We start from the raw sequence: 22,982 nt of genomic DNA on the forward strand, positions 1-22,982 counted from the left end.
TCACGGTGTCAAATACAGTCTTGAGGTTCACTGGAAGACGGCCAATTTATCATCAAGCAGATGCCAAGACGATAAATAGAGAATCAGAATAGGGTTTACGATAGGGCTAATTTTCCAGAACCAATTTCCAGCGGTTACTGCTATTTCCTTGCTGGGCGATTGTCAAATAATTCTATCGCACCCAAAAATGATACGGTTACCTGTCTCGATGGCGAAGAAATGTTGGGAAAGGATGAGAGGTTATAATTTTACTTTTTTTACCATCAACGCCTAATGGTCTGATTGGCCTATTTGCCTAGAGGAGAGTTCTCGGCTCATCACTACTGTCATGGAGTAAATGATGAGACAGGTCGAAGATCAGAAAAACGGTTAAATGACGTTTTCTTAACAACGAGCTGCACCGAGAAGCTGTAGAAGGAACAATCACAGACTTTTACCATCAGCCACGCCGCAATTACACTACTTAAGAGCAAATTGGTTCGTTTAAGCGATATCTTCATAGCCCGAGTTTCCTAGACACCCTGTGAGTGCATCGCCCCTTATGTATCGCTCATTTGCTAACCTCTCACCGATCCGCAGTAAAATTTTGCTCTTGATCGGGAAGGTGTACGCCGCTCGCCTCTTGTGGCTCGACGAAGTAATCTAGGTTGGCGACCCTTCTCTTTTATAAACTCGAACAGTTGATTGTGAACCGGTAATCCCCCCTAAAAATAACGGTGTTTCAAAGTAGAATTTTCTCGGCATAATGAACGAGGAGATTTTGAATGAAAACGACCCGATATAGTGAAACGCAGATCATGGCGATTCTTCGCCAAGCTGAAGACGGCATTCCAGTTAGTGAACTTTGCTGTGAGCATGGCATGAGCAATGCGTCATTTTACAAATGGCGTGCCAAATACGGGGGTATGCGCTGCACGGCAGGCTATGCGTAGCATGGCCGAGAGTGGACGCTTCCTTGATCAGCCAAATGAAAGCAATGGAAGATGAGAACCGTCGTCTGAAACGCATGTATGCAGATTTGAGCATGCAGGCTGACTTGCTCAAAGAGGCTCTTGGAAAAAAGTAAGGCGGCCGTCTCATCGCCGAGAGATGGCCGTGTCAGCTGTGGCATTGCGCGGTGTCAGTATCGCGCTTGCATGCCGAGCTTTTGGCGTGAGCGAGACGTGTTATCGCTATTGCCCCAGGTTGAGGACCGATAACGAGAAAATAGCTGACCTGCTTCTTGGTCTGACCAAAGCGCGTAAAACATGGGGCTTTGGGCTTTGCTTTTTATATTTGCGCAACGTCCAAGGACATCCATGGAACCATAAACGCGTTTATCGGATTTACTGCGAATTGGAGCTGAACCTTCGTATCAAACCCAGAAAACGGTTGAAGCGTGACAAGCCAGATGAACTGGCAGTGCCTGACGCGCCAAACATAACGTGGTCAATGGATTTTATGGCTGATCAGCTGGGAGATGGCCGAGCGTTTCGGTTGTTGAACGTACTTGATGACTTCAACCGTGAAGGGCTTGGCATTGAAGTGGACTTCTCGCTGCCTGCCGAACGCGTCATCCGTAGTTTGAACCAAATCATTGAATGGCGCGGCAAACCATTGTCGATAAGAGTTGATAATGGGCCAGAATATATCAGTGAGAAGCTGCGGAGTTGGGCTGAAGAGCGCAGTATTGTTATAATGCATATTCAACCAGGTAAGCCGCAGCAGAATGCATATGTTGAGCGCTACAACCGAACGGTCAGACATGAATGGCTCGACCAATACATTATCGAAAGCATAGAGGAGGCACAAAACTACGCCACGCAATGGCTCTGGACATACAACAATGATCGCCCCAATATGGGTATTGGCGGGATAACACCTGCTGCAAAACTGAAGCAACAAATGGCCGCTTAAATTCTACTGCCAGACCCCATTAAAAATGGGGGGATTACCTTGGAACCGATAGGCAGCATCCCGCCAGCCGAAGCCGAACAACGTTATTATGAAAGGTTGGACGAACGAGAATTGGCAGCATAACTTAAACCAAACGGCCTCCAGCAAAGGTGGGGCGGTTCACTAATGTCCCCGAGAGAAAAGCTTAAGATGATCACAGGCAACTCTCGGGAGTCTCAGGAGTGGCGTGAAGACACCACACAAGGGGGGGGCACTCTTGAAATAAGACGGCCCTCAGCGTCCAAATTTGAGTCGAATAGGGGCAATCAATAGCCAGCCCTCCGCGTAAAATTTTAAAAAAAATCTCTAAGCCCAAATGGATACATACAAATATGAAGTCCCCCCGTGGGGTAGAGGTGTAACTAGATCAACTTATATGTGGAATTTCAACCTAGAAAATTGTACAGAAGCTGGTACAAAATTAATGCGGTTTGTACAAAGAGGTCAGTTGCTAATGCCTGTAAATAAAGGGCTCTTAGAACCGTATGGTGCCCCCTGCCGGACTCGAACCGGCATGATCAAACGATCGAGGGATTTTAAGTCCCTTGCGTCTACCAGTTCCGCCAAGGGGGCACATGCTGAAAACAGCACGAAGCACTCCTAGCCAAAGTGGCCGTTAAACAAAAGCCCTTAATTGTCGTTGATGCGTTTTTTTACACTGACAATCCTTATGCATTGCGTTTGATGGGATTTTTACGCCGCCATAAGATGATAAATAGCATAAATGCACAGGCAATATCGGCGCCGATAATCACCTGATAGCCGGTTTGAACAATTCCTTGCTGGGTTGGCATAGACATATAGGCGCCAACTGCACCGAACAGCATGAATGTAAAAACAATATAGGCGATCCAGCGGCGACCTGCTTGCATGAGATAGGCAAGCAGCAAATAGGCAACGCCGATACCAAGTAGTACAGCATCAAAAACACGCAGGCCAGACAAGCCCGCAACGACAATATGCGCTATTCCGGAAACTGAGAGAAACAGAGAGGCAAGCTGGTAGCGGCGCGGCGCATTATCCATCGGACTTTTCCTCCTCTTGCGGGCACGGTTTTCCTGCAGCTGTCCAAGCCAGAATATCCATGACATTGACTTTTGCAGAGTAGGGCGCTGGTTGACGCCCGGGGCCAGGGTTCCAGCCCCAATGCACCAACTCATCATTGGCAACATGCTCTGCAACCTCTTTCATCGTACGGTCGCCATTGCGTTCTGGGTCTTGAATTTGCGCGCAAATTTCAGCCGATGATTTGTTGTACCATACCATTTCAGGCGGTGGTAAATGCCACACTTCAGCGCCGGGCGGTGCGTGATTAATATCGCCATTGTTTAACGTGTGGCAGGTCGTGCATAATATGGTTTCTGCACCGACGCGGCTTTCACCAGCCTTGATGTTCATGCCGTGTGGGCGTGGCTCTGGCCCATAAGACGGTCCCGACCATATGGGTATGCCGCCTTCATCAACATGGCAATTCGAACAGCGGGGGTGCGAGAAAACTTCATAAATTCTGGCCCAGTGCTCAAGGCCTTTTTCCGGTGAAACAGAGCCTTCTTCGAGCAGTTCCACTTCAACTCTTTCTTCGGTTTCTTGCGCGATTGCCATTGTCGGTGACAGCAGCACGATTAAGCCTATGAGGATGTTTTTCATTTTCTTTTCCTCACACGAAATCAATGTGTTTGTTGAATGGCATTTCACGAATTCGCTTGCCTGTTGCGGCAAAGATTGCGTTGGCGAGCGCAGGTGCAGCAGGTGGTACAGGCGGTTCGCCAATACCGCGCACTTTGGCGCCATTTTCCAGAGCGCGTACCTCTATATTCGGGCATTGATAAAGCCGCATACCTTCATGATCATGAAAGTTTGACTGCTGCGCCATGCCGTCTGCATAGGTCATTTGGCAGTTCATCGCATGACCAAGCCCCCATATAACGCCGCCCTTGACCAGATTATCAAAGTTGATGGGATCAATTACTTTGCCAACTTCGGCCGCAACATAGACATTATCTATTTTAATGCCGTTTTCGGTATTCGTAACTTCTATGACTTCAGCGACTGCTGTGCCGAATGACAAACAGAAAGCGACGCCGCGACCACGGTTTTCGCCAAGATCGCTGCCCCAATTTGACATTTCACCCACAGCTTCCAGCACTTTGCGCGATGGTTCATGCCACATAAGGCGAATGCGCTCTTCAAGTGGATCTGCACCTGCTGCATGGATTAATTCATCCAATGCGCAATCATGAAAGAAACCGTTTGAAGATGCACCAACAGAACGCCAAGAGGAGATGGGTGCAAGTTCAGGCGCGCGATATCCGGTCGTGCGATAATTGGGAATAGCGTAAGGCTGCTCCCACGCACCGGCAAGGATTGCTGGGTCGGGGCCAGGTACAGGAAAATTTTGTCTGCCCATTTGTGATGCAATGACCGATGGCATGGCGATGGAAAGATCAAAGCTGTCGACTTTGCCGTTTTTGACTTTGCCTTTTGCGCGCGCCATTGCGATTTGGCGTGGATAATCATGTGCAAAATCTTCTTCACGGCTATAGGTCAGTTTAACCGGCGTTCCTTTGATGGATTTTGCAATTTCCACGGCTTGCTTGACCACATCATCTTCAAGCCTGTGACCGAAGCTGCCGCCGACATAAAGCACATGAACAAAGACTTGTTCTTCCGTTAGGCCCGTTGCCTTGGCAACATTGCTGCGCACAAAGCCCGGAATTTGAGTGCCTGTCCAAATGTCTGCGCGTTCATCGGTAATTTTTGCAATTGCTGAAAGCGGCTCTAACGGTTGGTGCGCCACATAGGGTGCGCGGTATTCGGCTTCAAAATCAGGTGGTCCTTCGGCGAACACATTATCGATCTCGCCGTCATCGCGGGTGCGCGAATCTTGCAGATCAGGCGTGAACGAATCTGACAAGGTTTGCCAATGCGCGTCCATTTCAGCTGGATAGGGCGCTTGGCCCCAATCAAATGTGACAGCGTTTGCTGCTTTAAAAGCACGCCATGTATTATCAGCGATTACGGCAATGCCGTTTTTAAGCGGGATGATCTTTTGAACGCCGCGCATTTTTTCAGCTTCTGTGGCGTCATAGCTGTTCATCGCGCCGCCTTGGCGCGGATTGGTTTTAACCGCAGCGTAAACCATGCCTTCGATTTCAAAATCAATGCCATAAGGCAGAGTGCCCGTTGATTTGGCGATGATGTCATGGCGCAGCACTTTTTTACCAATTAGGCGCCACTCGCTCGGGCTGCGCAGTTCAATGTCTTTTATTGGTTCTATTGTGGCAGCTATGGGTGCAAGCTCGACATAGGACAGGGAAGTGCCATCGGGTAATTGCACCATGCCTTTTTCGGTTTTGAGCCGGTCAATCGATACGCCTGATTGCTGTGAAGCTGCCGCTTTTAAAGTCTCGCGCGCGACAGCGCCCGCTTGGCGTAATTTCTCATATGAATCGGGCACAGATGTTGAGCCGCCAGTAATTTGAAGGCCGAGAAACTTCATTGCGGCATCAACAAATGAGCGTGTGGATTCAGCTGCAAAGCTATCATCGGTAGGTCTAACGGGCGACGCCTCATCGGACAAAGCGGTGTTATAATAAGCAGGGTCCGGCATACCCGGATCGACTTTGATTTGATCAAGCTCAACATCAAGCTCTTCAGCAATCAGCATAGCTTGCATGGAATAGGTGCCTTGGCCCAAATCCGTGCGCGGCGTAATGAGTGTAATGCCGCTCGCGTCAATTTTCACATAAGGTGTGATGGCCGCTTCATCTTCTTTAAGTTGAGCGGTGAGCGGGTTTTGCGGATCGCGCTTATACATATAAGCGCCAAAGGCGACACCGCCTGCGATAGCCGTTGAGCCAATCAAAAATGTGCGGCGTGTGATGGTTTTGAGCTTGCTCATGCTGCACCTGCGCTCAGTTTTGAGGCGGCATCTTTTATCGCTTCGCGAATGCGCGGATAGGTGCCGCAACGGCACAGATTTGCCGACATATAATTGTCGATCTCTTCATCGCTTGGGTTAGCGTTTTGGTCGAGCAGGGCTGCGGCCGACATGATTTGGCCAGACTGGCAATAACCGCATTGCGCAACCTGATGATCGATCCAAGCTTTTTGAACGATATGAAGCGCATCAGGATTGCCAAGGCCTTCAATTGTCGTGATTTCACCTTCAACATCGCTTACACGTATGGCGCATGAACGCACGGCAACACCGTCAATGTGAACGGTGCACGCGCCGCATTGTGCGATGCCGCAGCCATATTTTACGCCTTTGATGTCAAGTTCATCGCGCAGCACCCATAAAAGCGGCATGTCATCTTCAACATCCACCGTCTCGGATTTTCCGTTAATGGTCAGCCGCATGGTTGGCTCCGCTCGTTTGAGGACGTTTTACACTATGATGAGTATATTGACCAATTGGGTAAAGTTTCAAGAAAATGCGCTGAATTAAGTTGGATTGAGTTGCAAAGATAAATTCAGCTCAAAAAATAGTGCATTGAAATAGCCAAAACGTCTGGCTTTAACGGCTTATGCTTGGCACATTGTGGCAAACAATTGGAGCCTTATATGTCTGAATCGAAAATTAAGCCTTGGACCGACGTTTCTGCGCATCTTGTGGATGTTGCTATGGGGCGAAAGCCAGCTGATCTCGTCGTGCGCAACGGCAAGTGGGTCAATGTTCATTCAGGCGAAATCATTCCCGCAACAGATATCGCGATAGCCGAAGGGCGCTTTGCTTATTGTGGCAATGATGCCAGCCATTGTATCGGGCCAAACACCAAGGTCGTGGATGCGCAGAACCGTTATCTGGTGCCGGGGCTTTGTGATGCACATATGCATGTCGAAAGCGGTATGGTGACAGTGACGGAATTTACACGCGCTGTTATTCCTCACGGCACCACATCGATGTTCATCGACCCGCATGAAATTGCCAATGTGCTCGGGCTTGCAGGTGTTCGGCTGATGCATGATGAAGCCGAAGCCATGCCCGTCAATGTCTATGTGCAGATGCCTTCCTGTGTGCCGTCTGCGCCGGGGTTGGAAAATGCGGGTGCTGAGCTTGGACCGGACGAAATCGCTGAGGCGATGGATTGGCCCAATATTATTGGGCTTGGTGAAGTGATGAATTTTCCAGGTGTCGCGGGCAATGATCCGGTTATGCGCGGCGCGATTAATGCAACGGTGCGCGCTGGCAAAACAGTCGGCGGTCATTATGCATCGCCAGATTTAGGGCTGCCATTTCATGGCTATGTGGCGGGTGGTCCAGAAGATGACCATGAAGGTACACGCGCAGAAGATGCGATTGCACGTGTGCGCCAAGGCATGAAGGCGATGCTGCGTTTAGGATCAGCCTGGTATGATGTGGCCGAGCAAATCAAAGCGGTGACGGAGCAGGGCGTTGACCCGCGCAATTTTATTCTTTGTACCGATGATTGCCATTCAGGCACGCTTGTTAAAGATGGTCATATGGACCGCGTGGTGCGCCATGCTATCGCGCAGGGGCTAAAGCCAATCACGGCCATTCAAATGGCAACGCTCAATACGGCTTCACATTTTGGTCTTGAACGCGAGCTTGGCTCGATCACGCCCGGTCGGCGTGCGGATTTTCTGCTTGTTTCAGATTTGGCAGAACTCAAAATTGATGCGGTTTACGGCCGCGGCATAAAGCTTGCAGAACAAGGCAAATTGATCGCAGATATTCCCGCTTACCCATATCCTGATAGTGCGAAAAACACGGTCAATCTGCTGAAAAACATGACCGCACAACGTTTCCATATTGATGCGCCGAGCGGTGCCAATGAAGTCAATGCACGGGTGATCGGCGTTATTGAAAACCAAGCACCAACGAAAGCGCTGGAAGCAACGCTCAACGTTAAAGATGGCATGGTTAAAATGGACCGCAAAAACGATGTTTGCCAGATCGCGCTGGTGGAACGTCACCGCGCCACAGGCGGCGTTACCAATGCGTTCGTCTCTGGCTTTGGCTACACAAAAGACTGCGCGATTGCTTCCACCGTTGCCCATGACAGCCACCATATCATTGTGGTGGGCACGAACCACGGCGACATGGCGATGGCGGTAAACCGTTTGGCAGCCGTTGGCGGCGGCGTGTGCATGGTCAGCCAAGGCGAAGAATTGGCGATGGTGGAAATGCCGATTGCCGGATTGATGAGCGATGAACGCGCCGAAATTGTTGCTGCAAAAGCCGACATTTTAACCGCCGCTATGCGCGAGATGGGCTGCACGCTCAACAATGCATTTATGCAGCATTCTCTGCTGGCGCTGGTGGTTATTCCCGAATTGCGTATTTCAGATGAAGGCCTGATCGACGTGCGCACGTTTGAGAAGGTGGAGCTTTTTGTTTAGGGGGGCGCGGGTATTGCGTTTAGCGTAACAAAAGATGTTCCGTACATTTAATTTTGCGACATCGAATGACAGCTCCGAGCCCCTAGTGGACATTTGTTGACTGGGTAAATATAGACAGCTAACGCAGAGGAATACTGGACTACGAAGATGCTTCATAATACCCTTTACCGACTTCAGCGTGGCCAAAAAAAAAGTTTGCTTATTTTAGGCATACTCTTTCTCAACCTTTCTGCCCTATGGTTGTATGCTGAGGTAGTCAAATGGTGGTTTCCAATGGAGCCACTTGTTGTCTTCGTCGGCGGGCTCACCACCCTTCTTGCAATCTATTGGCCTATCACAGCTTCGAATGAGGACGAACGAGTGACAGGTCGAATTCGATTCGATTACGAGACCAACAGCGGTAATTTCGAAATTGGAGAAAATACGTACGAGTTTACACTGATGTTCACTAAGGCATCGGATACCTCAATCCATATGTACCGAGATCCTTCGGATATTCAAAGAATAGCGCTGGCTTCCGATGTTGGACAAATTTCGGATATCAAAGATGTTAGTGTCTTCGATTTTACAAATCGAAGAATCACACCAACCGAAGGGCAAATTGTTTGTCTAGAAAACACAAATGGAAACTTTGCCTGTCTACAGATCCATGACATTAGAGACTCTAGCCGGGAGGATGAAGAAGACGAGGTCACGTTTTCTTTTGTTATCAACCGGGACGGCGGTACAGACTTCTCTTAGATGAGGCATCGCGATCGGCAGCTTTGTCCGCATTGCTGTCATTGAGAGTCGCAAAAACCATTCTTTTTGCAACGTGAAACTAACGTCATTAATATCAATGATTTAAATGCCGCCAATATTGGTCGCGAAACTAAAACATCATGGGGGGAGTGTTTGGTCAGAAAAAAATTCGAGAAGAAATGGGCGATAAGCACAATGAAAGCGTCACGTACCTAAACAATTATTGCCCAAGCAAATCTCTCAAATTTTCTTCAAGCGCGTGTTTTTCAAAGCCGCTAGATTTTTTCAGTTCAAGATAATCAGCCCACGCTTTTGCGCGGTCAATTTTGTCGGATTTTTTACCTGCCAGCATGACGTTCTTTGCCGTATATTCAATTACGTGACACATGTCGGCTCCGAGCCGCTGGCGGACATCTGCTGTCTGTCGAAGTCAGGAGATGTGCACAGACATTCGGGGCTCGCTTGTCTTGAACCATGCTTTTGCAATCTTGCCGTCTTCGATCTCATAAATGCAAACGACGTCGACCTCTCCCTTTCCCTCAAGAAAGGTTCGTGTGACCGTTTCGTGATCTATCACCACGTTTCCGACAACGATGCGATTGAGCAATTTACCGAACAAATCAGGCTCTTTGAACCGCTCGACATGACGCGCCTTGATTTCCTCAGCGCTTCCCGCAAGCAGAGTGTTGGGGAAAGAATAATACTGGCAATCAGGCGCCCACCAGAGCATGAATTCATCAATGTCACGCGCATTATAGGCCTCAAGCTGCTTTTGTACCGGCTGGGAAACCTCGTCCAAAATGGTGATCCTTTAAAATTGCCGCTGAAGTTATTGATAGCTTAAGCTATGTTCCGATGTTTGCAAAGTCCGCATTGCCGCCATTGAGAGTTGCAAAAACCATCCTTTTTGCAACAAGTTTTGCAGGCTAATAATATCAATCATTTGAGTGTCGCAGATATTGGTGGCTAAACTAAAACATCATGGGGGCGAGTGTTTGGCCAGAGAAAATTTCGAGAGGAGATGGGGCGATACGCACAATGAAAGCGTCACGTACCTAAACAATTATTGTCCAAGCATATCTCTCAAATTTTCCTCAAGCGCGTGCTTTTCAAAACCGCTGGATTTTTTCAGTTCCAAGTAGTCAGCCCATGCTTTTGCGCGGTCAACTTTGTCGGATTTTTTGCCTGCCAGCATGACGTTCTTTGCCGTGTGTTCAAGCGGGGTGAATTCGAGGAATTTCACCTCATAGCCAAGGGCGGTTAACATCAGCGCGCGTGCGGTGTCTGTTATCAGATCGGCTTGCCTGCGGCGCATTAGCGGGTATTGGTTGACCATATCAAATGTCGTGCCTGCATTGCCTATCTGGCGTGAAATTTCTGCCTGACAGCACGGCGCACAGAAGAAATATTGCATATCTGCACGTATACCCAGCGCCAGCGCATCATCGGTGGCGGTATCGCAGGCATGGAGCGCGATCAGAATGTCGACGTTTTTTGGTTGGTTTTTGTCAATGCGTGCATTGATGAATTTTAGCCCATCAAAGCCAACATCGCCAGCAATCTCATTGCATAGATCAATGACATTTTCTTTGATGTCGATGCCTTGGCCGATGGGCGTATGGCGCGCGCGTTCGGCCACATAATCATAGGTCGCAAAGGTCAAATAGCCTTTGCCGCACCCAAGATCGAGAATTGAAATCGGGTGATTTGCCGTTTCAACAAAGGTGCCAATGTCGCGATCAATGATCTCGACAAAATTCGCGATCTGGCGAAATTTTGGATGGTACTTCTTGATGATATGACCGCGCTGATCGGCAACTCCAAGGCCGTGCAAATAAGGTCGTTTTTCTGAAAGGACGTAATTTTTAGGCTTGTTATGCGTCTGCACCACATCGCGCATTGTTGCTTTGGCAGGGTAAAAGCTCGGCTCGCCTTTACGGTTTTCCGTATAGTGAAAATCTTTATCCTGCGTGAAAAGCGTGGCCGCGCGAAAGCCCGCATAAGGCTCGGCTTGTATCAGCGTGATAATAGCTTGTGGATCATAGTTTAGCGTTTCAGCATCACTTAAATGGCTGGCTTCATGTTTGATGATCTTCTTGGAGCCGCCCACCACCAAATCAAAGCTGGCTTTGAATTTATCGGCGTTTTTGGCTTTTGCAGACAATGTCACGCGTTTGAAGCTGGAATCCTGCAGAGCATTTTCCAACTGTTTTATGAAAGCTGCTTGTTGCGCGTTGCGCCAGATGTCACTCATCCGCAATGCTTTCGTGCAATTTCTTCAAACATATCAATACCAGTTTTCATAATGCTGTCGGGGAAATCATAATTTGAGGCGTGAAGCTGCGGGCAGTCTTCGCCGCTACCAAGCACGAATAAAGCTGTATTTCCTGCTGCGCTGAATGCGCCAAAATCTTCTGACCAGCGGAATGGCTTGTCGATTCTCACCATTGGTAATTGCAAGTTTTCCGCTGCGTTTTTGATGTTGGTCGCCGCCGCTTCATTGTTGTCGCAAGCAGCAAATTTTTCATCATAGCTGATGGAGGACGACAAGCCATGTTGCTCTGCATAGGCTTTGGCGCATTGGGCAGCGTTCTCAATCAGCTTTGCTTGCAAGGCGTCATTTTCAGCGCGAAAGGCCGCCATGAGTATTGCATCGCCCGGTGTGATGCCAAAGGCCGGTTCGCCTAAGCTCGCATGGCAAATTGTTACCAGCGCATGGTCTGGCTCAATGCCAAGCTGTGCGGGCAGGTTGGTCAATTCGTCAATCAATCCAATCAATGCTTTCATCGGTGATACAGCATCTTCGGGATGTGACGCATGAGAGGTTCGCCCGAACAGCGATATTTTTAAACCTTCTGACGCAAAGCACATCGGACCAGATTTTACACCAATATGGCCGAGCGGCATGCCCGGTAAATTATGCAAAGCGTAAGCAAAATCAGGTTTTATGGCTTTGAACTTTTCATCAGCGATAACGGCAGGTGCGCCAACGCCAGTTTCTTCTGCTGGTTGAAAAAGCAGCACAATGCGTCCGCGCGTGATGGGGTTTTTAGCTAAGCGCTGCGCAACGCCGATCATGATCGACATATGACCATCATGGCCGCACAAATGGCCTTTGCCTTCTACGGTTGAGCGGTAGGGCGGCTCACCTGTTTCAATGATCGGCAGCGCATCAAGTTCGCAGCGCAGCAAAATTGTTTCGCCCGCTTGCCCGCTATCAAAAATGGCGGCAACACCGTGCCCGCCTAGATCGGTGATGATCTGCGACGGATTGCATTCGCCAAGATATTTTACGATTCGGGTCGCGGTGATGCGTTCTTCGCCGGATATTTCTGGATGGCGGTGGAGTTCGTGCCTGAGGTCTATAAGATCGATCATGTTAGTCTCGCCAAAATGCTGGGCTTAGCAGAACCAATACCGTGAAGAGTTCTAGTCGGCCAAGCAACATGCCAAATGATAGAACCCATTTGGCGCTATCGGCCAGAGGCCCGAATGTGCCAGCTGGGCCTACAATCTCACCCAAGCCCGGTCCAACGTTTGAAATTGAGGTAATGGCAGCGGAGAACGAGGTAACAAGGTCTGCGCCGGTAAGAGCCACAAGAAGCGTGCCGATGCCAACGAGCAAGCCGAAGGTGCAAAAATACATGAGCGTCACAAACTGAACTTGCTCAGGGATCGGCATTGCGCCGCTGCGTACAGGTCGCACCGCATTGGGATAGATGAACTTTTCCAAAGCGCGGTTGATAACGCCGAAAAGCACAATCCAGCGCGATGCTTTAATGCCGCCTGATGTTGACCCTGAACAGCCGCCCATGAAGGTGGCAATAAGGAATACACCAGTCGCAAACGGTCCCCACAAAGTATAATCTTCGTTAGAATAGCCTGTCGTCGTTATGATGGAAACCAAATTGAACGTCGCATGAGAAAAGGCTTCGGTGCCATCCATGACGCCTGTGCGCTCTAGCTGAATGGTCAAAATAATTATGAAAACCATCGTATAGGTGAGGAAGAACATCACCTGATTGTCGCGAAACACATCAAACCGGCCGCGCAATGCCATAACGAGAATTATGGTGAAGGGAACCGCGCCAATGATCATAAATACAACCGCTATCCAATGGAGCTGGTCGTTGAAAATTCCAAAGGATTGATCATGGGTAGACATGCCGCCTGTCGAAAGCGTTGTCATGGCGTGGTTGATTGCATCAAAGCCGCTCATGCCAAAATAAGCATATAGAATGGCGCACAGTACGGTGAGCGCGGTGTAAATTAAAACAACGGATGTCGCATAGGTTGAAAACCGCGCGAAGGGGCGGTCATAGCGGTCTGACGATTCGATTTTGAAGAAGGACGAGCCGCCGATTTTCAAGAACGGAAGAATGAAAAGACCAAGCACAATCACACCCAATCCGCCGACCCATTGCAAAATGGAACGCCAAAGCAAAATGCCAGGCGGCATTGTATCAAGGCCCGTTAGAACCGTTGAGCCGGTGGATGTTGCACCCGATACAGCCTCAAAAACAGCATCGGCGAGAGAGATGTTTAGCGTGGATAGATAAAACGGCACCGCTGCACAGATGCAAAAGGTGATCCAAAGCAAATTGACGACAAGAAAGGTAAACCGTGTTGAAACAACAGGCGGACCAGAGCGCGTGGCGATGGCAATAAGCGCCGATATGCCGCCGATGCCAGCGGCAGAAGCTGCAAAAACTTTCCAGTCAGCATTGTTGTAATAGAGATCGACCAAGCCGGGGATCAGCATCATCGTTGCTAAATAGAAGGCAAATATCGCACTGATATGCAGTGCGTTTCGCAGCGTCGAACTATTCATATGAGCGCTTTGCTCCCGCAGTTTCGTCTCAATTGTGCTTTTTAGCTTATTACAGAACTGGCATTGTTAAGAAAGCGCCTATACACCGAGCGGTGAGCTAATGCATAGGAAATTGCAAAATCTGCGTTACGAAAGTCCGTTATGAGTGAATTTTTAGACAATGTTGCCACTGCCGCAGATGCGATGCGTGATTTATTCGCACTAACGCCGCTGCAGGAGAATGTATTTTTAAGCCAGCGCTATGATGCAAATATTTTGCTCAAGCGCGAAGATTTGTCACCTGTGCGATCCTATAAGATTCGCGGTGCTTTCAACTTTTTCCGCAAATGTCTGGCGACATCCAATCCTGCGAGTTTCGTTTGTGCTTCGGCTGGCAACCATGCGCAAGGCTTTGCCTATGTGTGTCAGTATTTTGGCAAGAAGGGCGTTATCTTTATGCCTGTGACAACGCCGCAGCAAAAGATTGATAAAACGCGCGCGTTTGGTGGTTCTGCAATCGAGATTCGCTTGATTGGCGATATTTTTGATCAGTGTTACGCAGCTGCCAATGAATATGCCAAAGATAATAATGCCATGATGGTGTCGCCTTTCGATCACCCTGACATTATTGAAGGCCAAGCAACGGTCGCGCATGAAGTGCTGTCACAAATGGCTGATGGCCAATCGATTGACCGGATACATGTTGCTGTGGGCGGCGGTGGTCTATCGTCGGGTCTAGCGCGCTACTTTTCCGATATGAAGCTTGCGCCGGAGTTTATGTTCGTCGAGCCGCAGGGAGCGCCGAGCCTAAAACGCAGTTTGGCAAAGGGCGAACGTGTTGATGTTGGTCATGTCGATAATTTTGTGGATGGCGCATCAGTTGCTCTGATGGGGGAATATCCGTTCGAAATTCTGAAACGGTTTTCACCCGATAATGTCAATCTCGTGCCTGAAGATCGCCTATGTTTGACGATGATCGAAATGCTCAATGTTGAAGGCATCGTGCTTGAACCAGCCGGAGCGCTGTCCGTTGATGCGCTTAAAGACGTTCAGCCCCATGCGATCAAAGGCAAAAACGTGCTGTGCATTGCATCGGGCGGTAATTTTGATTTTGAGCGCTTAGCCGAAGTCAAAGAACGCGCATTGCGCCATAGCGGCGTTAAGAAATATTTCGTATTGCGTTTGCCGCAACGCCCCGGCGCTCTGCGTGATTTTCTCAATCTACTCGGGCCCGACGATGATATTGCGCGCTTTGAATATCTGAAGAAATCTGCGCGGAACTTTGGTTCTATTCTCATTGGTATCGAAACCAAGGATGCCGGCAATTTTGCAGGCCTCATGGCGCGTATGACCGATAGCGGCATTGTCTGGCAGGATATTACCGATAATCAGCTGGTTGCAGGCCTGTTGATCTAAGCTTGATCAAACATGTTCGTGGTCGTCGGTGATGGGGGTATCTCCTGCACGTTGCCGGCGAGGCGGAATTTTTCCCGCGCGTGAGAGTAGCACAGCGAACGGCCGTGTGCCTTCAAACTCTGAAAGAATGATGACGAGAATCGCTGTGATCGGCACTGATAGCAATGCGCCCGCGATGCCCCATAATGTTCCCCATGTGGTCAATGCCACCAGAATAACAAACGGGCTTAAATTGAGTGTGCGGCCCATTAAGTTTGGTTCTAGAAAACTACCAACAAGCACTTGGCAAATTATGAGCGCTCCGGCGACGCCGATAATCCAAGTAGGATCGCCAAATTGGACGATGGCGATGGCAACTGGAAATGCAACGCCTAAAAATGATCCAACATAAGGGATGTAGTTGAGCAGTGCGATTAACACGCCCCAAAACGCAGCAAAATCCAACCCCACAAAAGCCATAACAACATAGCTCATCAAACCCAATATGAGATTGACGAGGGTTTTTGCAGCTAAATAATTGCCGATACGTTCGTTGATGATGGCGATAATATCGGCAATACGTGCAGCGGCGATAGGGTCATCGGTTAACTTGGCAAGTTTCCTTGTAAAGGTCACACGTTCGGCAAGCGCAAAACCTGTATAAACCAATACAACGAACACCGATCCTGCGAGTACAGATATTGATGTAATGGTCGAAGTGATGAGGCTTTGTAAGCTGATATCGCCCAAAACATCGCGGCGAATTGTCTGCCATGTGGGTTCGGTTTCTACTTCAAATTCTTCACCAATGGTGCGGGCAATATCCTGAATGAAGGTTAAGAGTTTTGCCTGATATGTCGGTGCGACGGCAATCAATTGGTTGATGTTCGATATGATCAAAAACACGAATGCTGACACGACCGCAACAATGACCAATATGGATATGAGATAACGGACCCAAGCTGGCGCAGAACGTCCGCCAATTGCTAAATAGTTTAGCAATTCGGCAAGTGCGATAATAATATAGGCCAGAATAATGCTGGCGATAATGGGAACTAAAACACTCTGCCCGATGCTCAGAACCCAGCCGATCATCAAAGTCATCGCGACACCATATACGGTGTTGCGAAACCGCTCATTGCGTTCATGTGGAAGCTGAGGCTCAAGCGGGGCGTTCATTATGTTTCTTTCTCCATCGCGTCTATTTTATGCGTTGCGCGATAACCGGCAAGTTAATCAATATATAGACTAATTTGCGACAATTTTACGTAAGCCTTTGGGATAATTTTAGGGCTTTGGTACATGCGTATATTATCAAAAACCTACGGTAGCCCTAAATAACCACTAATGCAGTGTTGTTACCCAATTGACGATAATGTCTGCCACTTCTTGGGTTTTGTTGGGTGACAAAGCATTTCCAGCAATCACGTGTTTGTATGGATCATCGGCACCGGTCACCGCATGTAGGCTGGTTTGACCGCCCCATCTATCCATGACTTGACTGGTCAGATGATGATCAATCACTTTGTCTTCGTTTGAATATATAAACAGTGCAGGCTGGGTGATTTTTTCATAGCGCAAAGTTTTGGCATAAGCGACGAGGGCGCCCATCGGCAAAATAGCTTTGGTTGGATATGTTGATGTCCAATATTTTTCATGGGCATCATTGACCGGCTCAAAGCTACGCTCTTTTCCTATGATTAAAGGAAGCCACTTTTCCGCATAAGGAAAGGTCAATAGCTCGCTACCTGCAGCCTTCACTTTGAAGTTCGGCGATATAAGGATGAATGCAGCCACTTTGTCTTTAAAAGATGGTTCAAGCGCTGCAACCGCTGCAAGTGTGGCACCTGTTGATGTGCCGATAACAACCACTTTCTCGCCAATGCGTGCGCCGATCTCAATGGCTTCGGCCGTATCATCCAACCAGTCTTGAGCCGTGGCTGTTCCCATTGCGGGCCCGCCTGCGCCATGCCCTTCAAGACGGGTATAAAATAAATTGGCCTTAAGCGCGGCAGCAGCAAGATCAGGTACGGGGCGAATTTCGCCTTTTGATGCTGAAAATCCATGAATATAAACCAAAGCGATTGGCGTTTTGGCCTTGGATGCCGGGTATGCCCAAACAATCTCTTTTACAGCTTGAGGAAGCACATCAGGATTAGCGCTTTCTGATTTGGCAAGATAAGCATCCAGATCGCCATCTAATGAAGCTGCATCGAAGCGAATATTGTCATTGAATGTCGCGCGCGGACCGAAAATAAACAGTGCCGCCAGAGCAATCGCAATGAGTAGTATAAAATAGAATACCATCTTTAATTTTCCGCGTTTTTTAGGCTTCGATGGTTGGGCTGCTGGTATTTGATTCATTAAATACTTCCTGTTTTCGCTATAACTAAATGCTGGAACTTGCGAAAGCAATTGGATAAATTTTGAACTAAAGTCACCTAATACTTGCGATTTAACCACAATGCCCTCATCTTATCGTTAGTTTAAAATTTTAAATTGAGTGAGGTGTTATGGCCGGATTTTTGAAGCGCTTATTTGGTGGTGGAGAGGATAAAACCTCCAATCCTGCTGATCTGCAGCCAAATGAAGTTTACAAGGATGTAGAAATCAGGGCCAATCCAATTAAAGATAGTAGTGGTCAATGGCGTGTCGCGGGCATGATTACTAAAAATATTGATGGAGTGAGCGCATCACGGAAATTCATACGTGCGGATCTTGTGCAAAATCAGGATGAAGCGATTGCTGCCAGTGTTAACAAGGCAAAGATGATTATTGATCAAAACGGCCCAAGTCTTTGGTATGGGGATGATAGTCAGCCGGTGTGATGATGAATGTTTATTTTATTATTTTTGGCGTAGTCGTTGTTTCTTGAGATTTTATACTTATACTTTATCAATACTTACCTCCAGTGAGATCAAAAATATTATGAATAAAGTGACAGTTACTGCAATTGTTGGTTCATGTGCAGCTTCTTTTGTTGGTGTCAGTCCTTCGGCGGCGCAGGAATCTAACTTGTTTTCCAATGTCAGCCTAGCTGCAGGGGGATTTGCTTCTGTTGCTCCTGTGTATGAAGGCTCTAATAAATACCGTGTTAGCGCGTTCCCTATTGCCTATCCGACCTTTGGCGACGGTAATGGTGAGCGTTCGCGGCTTACATTTCGCGGGATTGACGATGTACGTTATGCTGCCTTTCGCAAAGGTGGTTTCGATTTGGGACCCGTTGTGGGCTACAATTTTGGTCGAAAAGAAAGCCTTTCAACTGATTTGAACGGGCTTGGTGATGTGGATGGCGGCGTTGTGGCTGGTGCCTTTGCAGCTTATACTGTCGATGGATTTTCAGTAGATGCAGCTGCCTCAAAGCAGTTCACAGGTCTTGATGATAGTGGTTTTCTTGTGCGCTTTGGAGCAGGCTATGAAACGGCTGTTACCGATAGTTTGACATTAAGTCTTTATACTGGGACGACCTATGCTTCAGATGATTATATGGACAATATGTTCGGTGTAAGCTCAGCACAAAATGCTGCATCTGGATTGTCCGTGTTTAACGCCGGTGCCGGTTTCAAAAATGTCGATGTTAAGGCCGCCGCCAGCTATCAGGCGAGCGAGCAATTGAATTTACGTGCCAATGTTGGCTATTCGAAATTAATCGGTGATGCGGCCGACAGCCCTATATCTGTAACGAATGATCAATTTTCCGGTGGTTTGGGCTTTATCTACCAATTCTAGATTTTAGCATTTTTCGCTAGCCCAGCATCAATACCGACATTTGGTCGATCAATCACTTCGCGCAGTGCAAAGCTTGAGTTGATTTTTGCAACATGGGGAAGGGCTGTTAGCCAATCCCTGTGGATGCGCTCATAGTCCGCTAAGTCTTTAGCAACGACCCGCAATGTGTAATCATATTCGCCGCTCATCAGATAACAGACAACGATGTCGGGGCAGCGTTTCACTGCCGTTTCAAATTCGCTAAGCGTTTTTTGAAACTGACCTGAAAGTGATATGTTCACAATCGCCGTCATGTCATGGCCAAGTTCTTTGTTTGAAACACGTGCATAATAGCCGCGAATGACGCCGTTTTTCTCCAGCACATCTAAGCGTCTTGAACAGGCCGAAGCAGACAGACCTACTTTCTCGGCAAGGTTCGCATTGGCAAGTCGCCCGTCTTTTTGTAGCGCTTCTAAAATCGCGTAATCAATCGTATCAAGCTTCATAAACGCAAATATCTTTTGTTTCGTGTGCACTTCTTGCAATAAACAGCAATAATTGCATGTTTGCAAACCCAATTTCGCAAGGACATTGCGTGCGTTTTTTTTGTAAGGTACTTAGTAATAATACATATTAGAGGAGAATATTATGCGCGTTGGTTGCCCGAAGGAAATCAAGAACCACGAATACCGTGTTGGACTGACGCCTAGTTCTGTTCGAGAATATGTGGCGCACGGACATGATGTTATTATGGAAACAAATGCCGGTGCAGGCATTGGCGCTGGCGATGACGCTTATAAAGCAGCAGGCGCGAAAATTGTTGGCACAGCCAAGGAAGTTTTCGAACAGTCAGACATGATTGTTAAAGTAAAAGAGCCACAGCCTGCTGAATGGGCAATGCTTCGCGAAGATCAGCTTCTCTACACTTACCTTCACCTTGCTCCAGATCCAGAACAGACAAAAGGTTTGATTGACAGCGGCTGTACTGCGATTGCCTATGAAACAGTAACCGATGATCGCGGCGGCTTGCCATTGCTTGCGCCAATGTCAGAGGTAGCGGGTCGTTTGTCGATACAAGCATCTGCAACCGCTTTACAAAAAGCAAATGGCGGTAGCGGTGTTTTGCTTGGCGGTGTACCTGGTGTTCTGCCTGGCAAGGTTGTTGTCATTGGCGGCGGTGTTGTTGGTATTCATGCTGCTAAAATGGCCGTTGGCCTTGGCGCCGATGTGACTATTCTTGACCGCTCATTGCCGCGTTTGCGCCAGCTTGATGATATTTTCAACGGCCGTGTGAAAACACGCTATTCTTCAATCGATGCGCTTGAGCAGGAAGTTTTTGCTGCTGACGCTGTTATCGGTGCGGTACTCATCCCTGGTGCTGCTGCACCTAAGCTTGTAACGCGCGAAATGCTGTCCGGCATGAAAACGGGTTCTGTGCTTTGTGATGTTGCGATCGACCAAGGCGGTTGTTTTGAAACATCAAAAGCAACAACGCATTCTGAACCAACATATGTCGTTGACGGTGTTATTCATTATTGCGTCGCCAATATGCCCGGCGCTGTTTCGGTTACTTCAGCGCATGCGCTTAACAATGCGACACTGCAATATGGCGTCATGCTTGCCGATAAAGGCTTAAACGCGATTTTGGAAAACCATCATTTGCGTAATGGCTTGAATGTTCACAAAGGCAAAATCACCAATGCTGCGGTTGCCGAAGCACTTGGCTATGAAATGACAGCGCCAGAGACAATTCTTAAAGTCGCTTAACTCCCCAGTTGTTGTGACTTATTGAAACGCCGGATCATCTTTATGATCCGGCGTTTTTATTTAGCGTGTTATGAAATCTGTAATTCGGCGTAGCGTAACGCGCCGATTGCGCCAATCTTCTCGTTGAGTTTGAACCAATAAATCTTCTTCACCATAACCTATCGTTTCCATCGCTCTAGGCGAAACGCCAAAGCGGGTAAGCTGCCGTGCCAAAGAACGGGCGCGGCGCTCGGAAAGCGCAAGGTTTGAGGTGTTGCTGCCAACGGCATCAGTGTGGCCTTCGATAAGGAACACTTCGCGTGGATTGCGCTGCAAAATTCTATTCATCGCAACGGCAATACGCTCAACTTTCCAATATTGATCCTGAGGAATGCGATCTGAACCAAAGGCGAAATTAATAGACTGAATATTGACCGACGGCGCGATGCGGCGCAGTTCTGGGCGTTGTTTAAAAACGTTTGGTGAAACCCGTTTCGCAGGTGCAAGCCCCTTGGTTGGCGCTGATAGACTGCGCTCAATGGATTGTGCAGATGGTGTGGATTGTGCATGCGCAACAGATGTTACAAGGCTGGCTGCTCCAACCAAAGCTGCTAGGGCGGCGCGGCGGGAAATTACTTTTTGACGATCCAATTTAGAGCTCCTTAATTTGCTTTACCCAGATATTGCAAAATCAATATGAATTGGAGCTGAACGGATTTAATCGCTGGTTATGCCGCTGTGTGCAGCCAGATTTGCACATTCGCTGCCGCTCAAGGGACGCGCATGGCCTTTTGATTGACGGTAGGGTTTGAAACCTAGTTTTTGGTACAATGGCAAGGCTGCGGGATGATCAAGTGTGCATGTGTTGACGGTAACGCGGCTTGGATTTCCGGCCCAGCAAGCATCAATTGCATTTGATAAAAACCAGCGGCCCAAACCTTTGCCTGCACCGTGAGGCATCATGCCAAAATAGGCCAAGTCATTGGTGTCAGTTGCTGTTCGATTTACTTCATAGAACCCAGCTGGCGCGCCATCTAAATAAAGCACTGTTATTTCAACATTGGGATTGTGAATTGCTTCGGCAAGTTCCTCATCTTTGAGTCTCAAGCGCGTTTCCCAGCTCCAGTGAATGCCCACATTAAAATATAAGTAACGGTAGAAATGAAGCGGCATGTCTTTGGTAACAAGCAATGCTGCATTGATGTTTGATGGGCGCTGAGCATGTGTTTCAGGACGCTCAAACATTTCAAGATATGTTACTGTCGTCTCTAATGTTTTCATGTTTTTTTCGAGCTTAACGCCCGGACCAAACCAATTCATTTTAATCTCCAGTAACAATCGCTGTGTCTGGTTTGCTACCCCATTCGGCCCATGATCCGTCATAAAGGCGCGATCCTGCTGCATTGACGGATGCCAAGGCCAGATTGATCACGGCTGCGGTGACACCAGACCCGCATGTTGTGACCACAGGTTTGGATAAATCAAGGCCAGCCTCGGTCAATGTCTTTCGAAGCTCTTCGGTGGTTTTTAAATAGCCTTTGTCTGAAAGGTTACTAAACGGAACATTTATTGCCGCTGGCATATGCCCTGAGCGCATTCCAGCGCGTGGTTCTGCTTCACTGCCATCGAAGCGACCTTTGCCGCGGGCATCTGCTATCTGGCAGCTTACGTTTTGGACAATCTCATTCATTTCAGTGAATGTGACCACATTATCTGCGCTTGTTTGGCAGTCAAAAATTGTTGGCTGCGGGGTCGATTTTTCGTTCGTAACGGGGCGTTGCTCTGCTTTCCAATTATCAATGCCGCCATCCAAAACGAATACATTTTCAGCACCAAAATGGCGCAGCATCCACCAAACGCGCGGTGCTGTGAAAATGCCGGGACCGTCATAAACAATGATTGTCTTTTGGCGTGTCAGGCCCATTTGTCCTGCGAGTTGAGAAAATTTCTCAGGCGAGGGCAGTGTATGCGGCAGTCCACTATCGGCATCGACAACGCGTTCATGGTCAAAAAAGACCGCACCTTGTATATGCGCTTCGTCATATTCTGCGCGCGCATCCCGATTTTGAGCAGGCAGATACCAAGCGCCATCAATGATGGCGATGTCTTCGTCACTTAAATGTTCTTCAAGCCAATCGGCCGATACAATGAACGGACTTTGTGTCATGAAAGCAATCTCGCATTGAGTATGTAACATTTGGAAAATGTAACGCTGGAAACGTTCATTATTCCGCATTTGGCTTTTTTGAATATTGCAGCAAAACAATGCTGCTGCAAATGT

General features: G+C 48.2%; 21 protein-coding genes, 1 tRNA gene and 1 pseudogene. 7 read left to right on the forward strand and 16 right to left on the reverse strand.

What is annotated here, in order from left to right; translation table 11 throughout:
* Window positions 1-764: 764 nt before the first annotated feature.
* A pseudogene (locus N530_RS0115995) lies at window positions 765-1,896 on the forward strand (IS3 family transposase).
* Window positions 1,897-2,421: 525 nt separating this feature from the next.
* Here the strand turns inward: N530_RS0115995 and N530_RS0116000 are convergent.
* From N530_RS0116000 to N530_RS0116020, 5 genes are all read right to left on the reverse strand, one after another.
* Window positions 2,422-2,508, reverse strand: a tRNA-Leu gene (locus tag N530_RS0116000).
* A 95-nt stretch (window positions 2,509-2,603) separates the two neighbouring features.
* On the reverse strand, window positions 2,604-2,960 hold the full coding sequence (locus N530_RS0116005; protein WP_026481530.1) for a hypothetical protein: 357 nt from the start codon (window positions 2,958-2,960) through the stop codon (window positions 2,604-2,606).
* A complete protein-coding gene (locus N530_RS0116010; protein WP_026481531.1) occupies window positions 2,953-3,582 on the reverse strand; it encodes a hypothetical protein in 630 nt (209 codons plus the stop codon). The genes N530_RS0116005 and N530_RS0116010 overlap by 8 nt, the downstream gene beginning before the upstream one ends.
* A 10-nt stretch (window positions 3,583-3,592) precedes the next feature.
* Window positions 3,593-5,836: a xanthine dehydrogenase family protein molybdopterin-binding subunit gene (locus tag N530_RS0116015; RefSeq protein ID WP_026481532.1), complete on the reverse strand. Its 2,244-nt coding sequence runs from the start codon at window positions 5,834-5,836 to the stop codon at window positions 3,593-3,595.
* Entirely contained in the window at window positions 5,833-6,297 is a 465-nt protein-coding gene (locus tag N530_RS0116020; protein ID WP_026481533.1) for a (2Fe-2S)-binding protein, read from the reverse strand. Before N530_RS0116020 ends, N530_RS0116015 begins: the two co-directional genes overlap by 4 nt.
* Before the next feature lie 204 nt (window positions 6,298-6,501).
* Here N530_RS0116020 and ade point away from each other — a divergent pair, with 204 nt between their 5' ends.
* Both ade and N530_RS18760 read left to right on the forward strand, forming a co-directional pair.
* Window positions 6,502-8,301, forward strand: coding sequence for an adenine deaminase (ade, locus tag N530_RS0116025; protein WP_026481534.1), 1,800 nt, complete (start codon window positions 6,502-6,504; stop codon window positions 8,299-8,301).
* Window positions 8,302-8,448: 147 nt separating this feature from the next.
* Window positions 8,449-9,042, forward strand: coding sequence for a hypothetical protein (locus N530_RS18760; protein ID WP_051541019.1), 594 nt, complete (start codon window positions 8,449-8,451; stop codon window positions 9,040-9,042).
* A 220-nt stretch (window positions 9,043-9,262) separates the two neighbouring features.
* Here N530_RS18760 and N530_RS19130 read toward each other — a convergent pair whose 3' ends face one another.
* The 5 genes from N530_RS19130 to N530_RS0116060 form a co-directional block, all read right to left on the reverse strand.
* Window positions 9,263-9,430 carry a hypothetical protein gene (locus tag N530_RS19130; RefSeq protein ID WP_155852023.1) on the reverse strand — a complete coding sequence of 56 codons (168 nt, stop codon included), beginning with the start codon at window positions 9,428-9,430 and terminating at the stop codon, window positions 9,263-9,265.
* A gap of 42 nt (window positions 9,431-9,472) precedes the next feature.
* Window positions 9,473-9,841, reverse strand: a complete 369-nt coding sequence (locus tag N530_RS0116040; protein ID WP_202899095.1) for a nuclear transport factor 2 family protein — start codon at window positions 9,839-9,841, stop codon at window positions 9,473-9,475.
* A 264-nt stretch (window positions 9,842-10,105) separates the two neighbouring features.
* Window positions 10,106-11,296 (reverse strand): SAM-dependent methyltransferase, encoded by a 1,191-nt coding sequence (locus N530_RS0116050; RefSeq protein WP_035267303.1) that lies wholly within the window; start codon window positions 11,294-11,296, stop codon window positions 10,106-10,108.
* The gene (locus N530_RS0116055) at window positions 11,293-12,420 is read right to left on the reverse strand and encodes an amidohydrolase (protein ID WP_026481537.1); all 1,128 of its coding nucleotides are present in this window, start codon (window positions 12,418-12,420) and stop codon (window positions 11,293-11,295) included. The genes N530_RS0116050 and N530_RS0116055 overlap by 4 nt, the downstream gene beginning before the upstream one ends.
* A 1-nt stretch (window position 12,421) precedes the next feature.
* Window positions 12,422-13,873, reverse strand: coding sequence for a TrkH family potassium uptake protein (locus tag N530_RS0116060; protein WP_026481538.1), 1,452 nt, complete (start codon window positions 13,871-13,873; stop codon window positions 12,422-12,424).
* 141 nt (window positions 13,874-14,014) lie between these two features.
* Between N530_RS0116060 and ilvA the strand changes: the two genes are divergently transcribed.
* Window positions 14,015-15,268 carry a threonine ammonia-lyase IlvA gene (gene ilvA / locus N530_RS0116065; RefSeq protein ID WP_026481539.1) on the forward strand — a complete coding sequence of 418 codons (1,254 nt, stop codon included), beginning with the start codon at window positions 14,015-14,017 and terminating at the stop codon, window positions 15,266-15,268.
* A gap of 6 nt (window positions 15,269-15,274) precedes the next feature.
* Here the strand turns inward: ilvA and N530_RS18425 are convergent, their stop codons facing one another.
* Complete coding sequence (locus tag N530_RS18425) at window positions 15,275-16,426, reverse strand: AI-2E family transporter (RefSeq protein WP_051541020.1); 1,152 nt, start codon at window positions 16,424-16,426, stop codon at window positions 15,275-15,277.
* Between the two features lie 165 nt (window positions 16,427-16,591).
* A complete protein-coding gene (locus N530_RS0116075) occupies window positions 16,592-17,611 on the reverse strand; it encodes a carboxylesterase (protein WP_051541021.1) in 1,020 nt (339 codons plus the stop codon).
* A 149-nt stretch (window positions 17,612-17,760) separates the two neighbouring features.
* Here N530_RS0116075 and N530_RS0116080 point away from each other — a divergent pair, with 149 nt between their 5' ends.
* On the forward strand, window positions 17,761-18,075 hold the full coding sequence (locus N530_RS0116080; RefSeq protein ID WP_026481541.1) for an HlyU family transcriptional regulator: 315 nt from the start codon (window positions 17,761-17,763) through the stop codon (window positions 18,073-18,075).
* A gap of 100 nt (window positions 18,076-18,175) precedes the next feature.
* Complete coding sequence (locus N530_RS18430; protein ID WP_035267304.1) at window positions 18,176-18,976, forward strand: MipA/OmpV family protein; 801 nt, start codon at window positions 18,176-18,178, stop codon at window positions 18,974-18,976.
* Here the strand turns inward: N530_RS18430 and N530_RS0116090 are convergent.
* Complete coding sequence (locus N530_RS0116090; protein ID WP_026481542.1) at window positions 18,973-19,461, reverse strand: Lrp/AsnC family transcriptional regulator; 489 nt, start codon at window positions 19,459-19,461, stop codon at window positions 18,973-18,975. The two genes, N530_RS18430 and N530_RS0116090, sit on opposite strands and share 4 nt — an antisense overlap.
* 142 nt (window positions 19,462-19,603) lie before the next feature.
* On the opposite strand from N530_RS0116090, the gene ald reads away from it, so the two are divergent.
* On the forward strand, window positions 19,604-20,722 hold the full coding sequence (ald, locus tag N530_RS0116095) for an alanine dehydrogenase (protein WP_026481543.1): 1,119 nt from the start codon (window positions 19,604-19,606) through the stop codon (window positions 20,720-20,722).
* Window positions 20,723-20,782: 60 nt separating this feature from the next.
* Here the strand turns inward: ald and N530_RS0116100 are convergent, their stop codons facing one another.
* From N530_RS0116100 to sseA, 3 genes are all read right to left on the reverse strand, one after another.
* A complete protein-coding gene (locus N530_RS0116100; RefSeq protein WP_026481544.1) occupies window positions 20,783-21,352 on the reverse strand; it encodes an OmpA family protein in 570 nt (189 codons plus the stop codon).
* Window positions 21,353-21,418: 66 nt separating this feature from the next.
* A complete protein-coding gene (locus tag N530_RS0116105) occupies window positions 21,419-22,021 on the reverse strand; it encodes a GNAT family N-acetyltransferase (RefSeq protein WP_026481545.1) in 603 nt (200 codons plus the stop codon).
* A 1-nt stretch (window position 22,022) separates the two neighbouring features.
* A complete protein-coding gene (gene sseA / locus N530_RS0116110) occupies window positions 22,023-22,868 on the reverse strand; it encodes a 3-mercaptopyruvate sulfurtransferase (RefSeq protein WP_026481546.1) in 846 nt (281 codons plus the stop codon).
* Window positions 22,869-22,982: the final 114 nt, after the last annotated feature.

This window comes from Ahrensia sp. 13_GOM-1096m (assembly GCF_000620605.1).
Lineage (GTDB): Bacteria > Pseudomonadota > Alphaproteobacteria > Rhizobiales > Rhizobiaceae > Ahrensia > Ahrensia kielensis.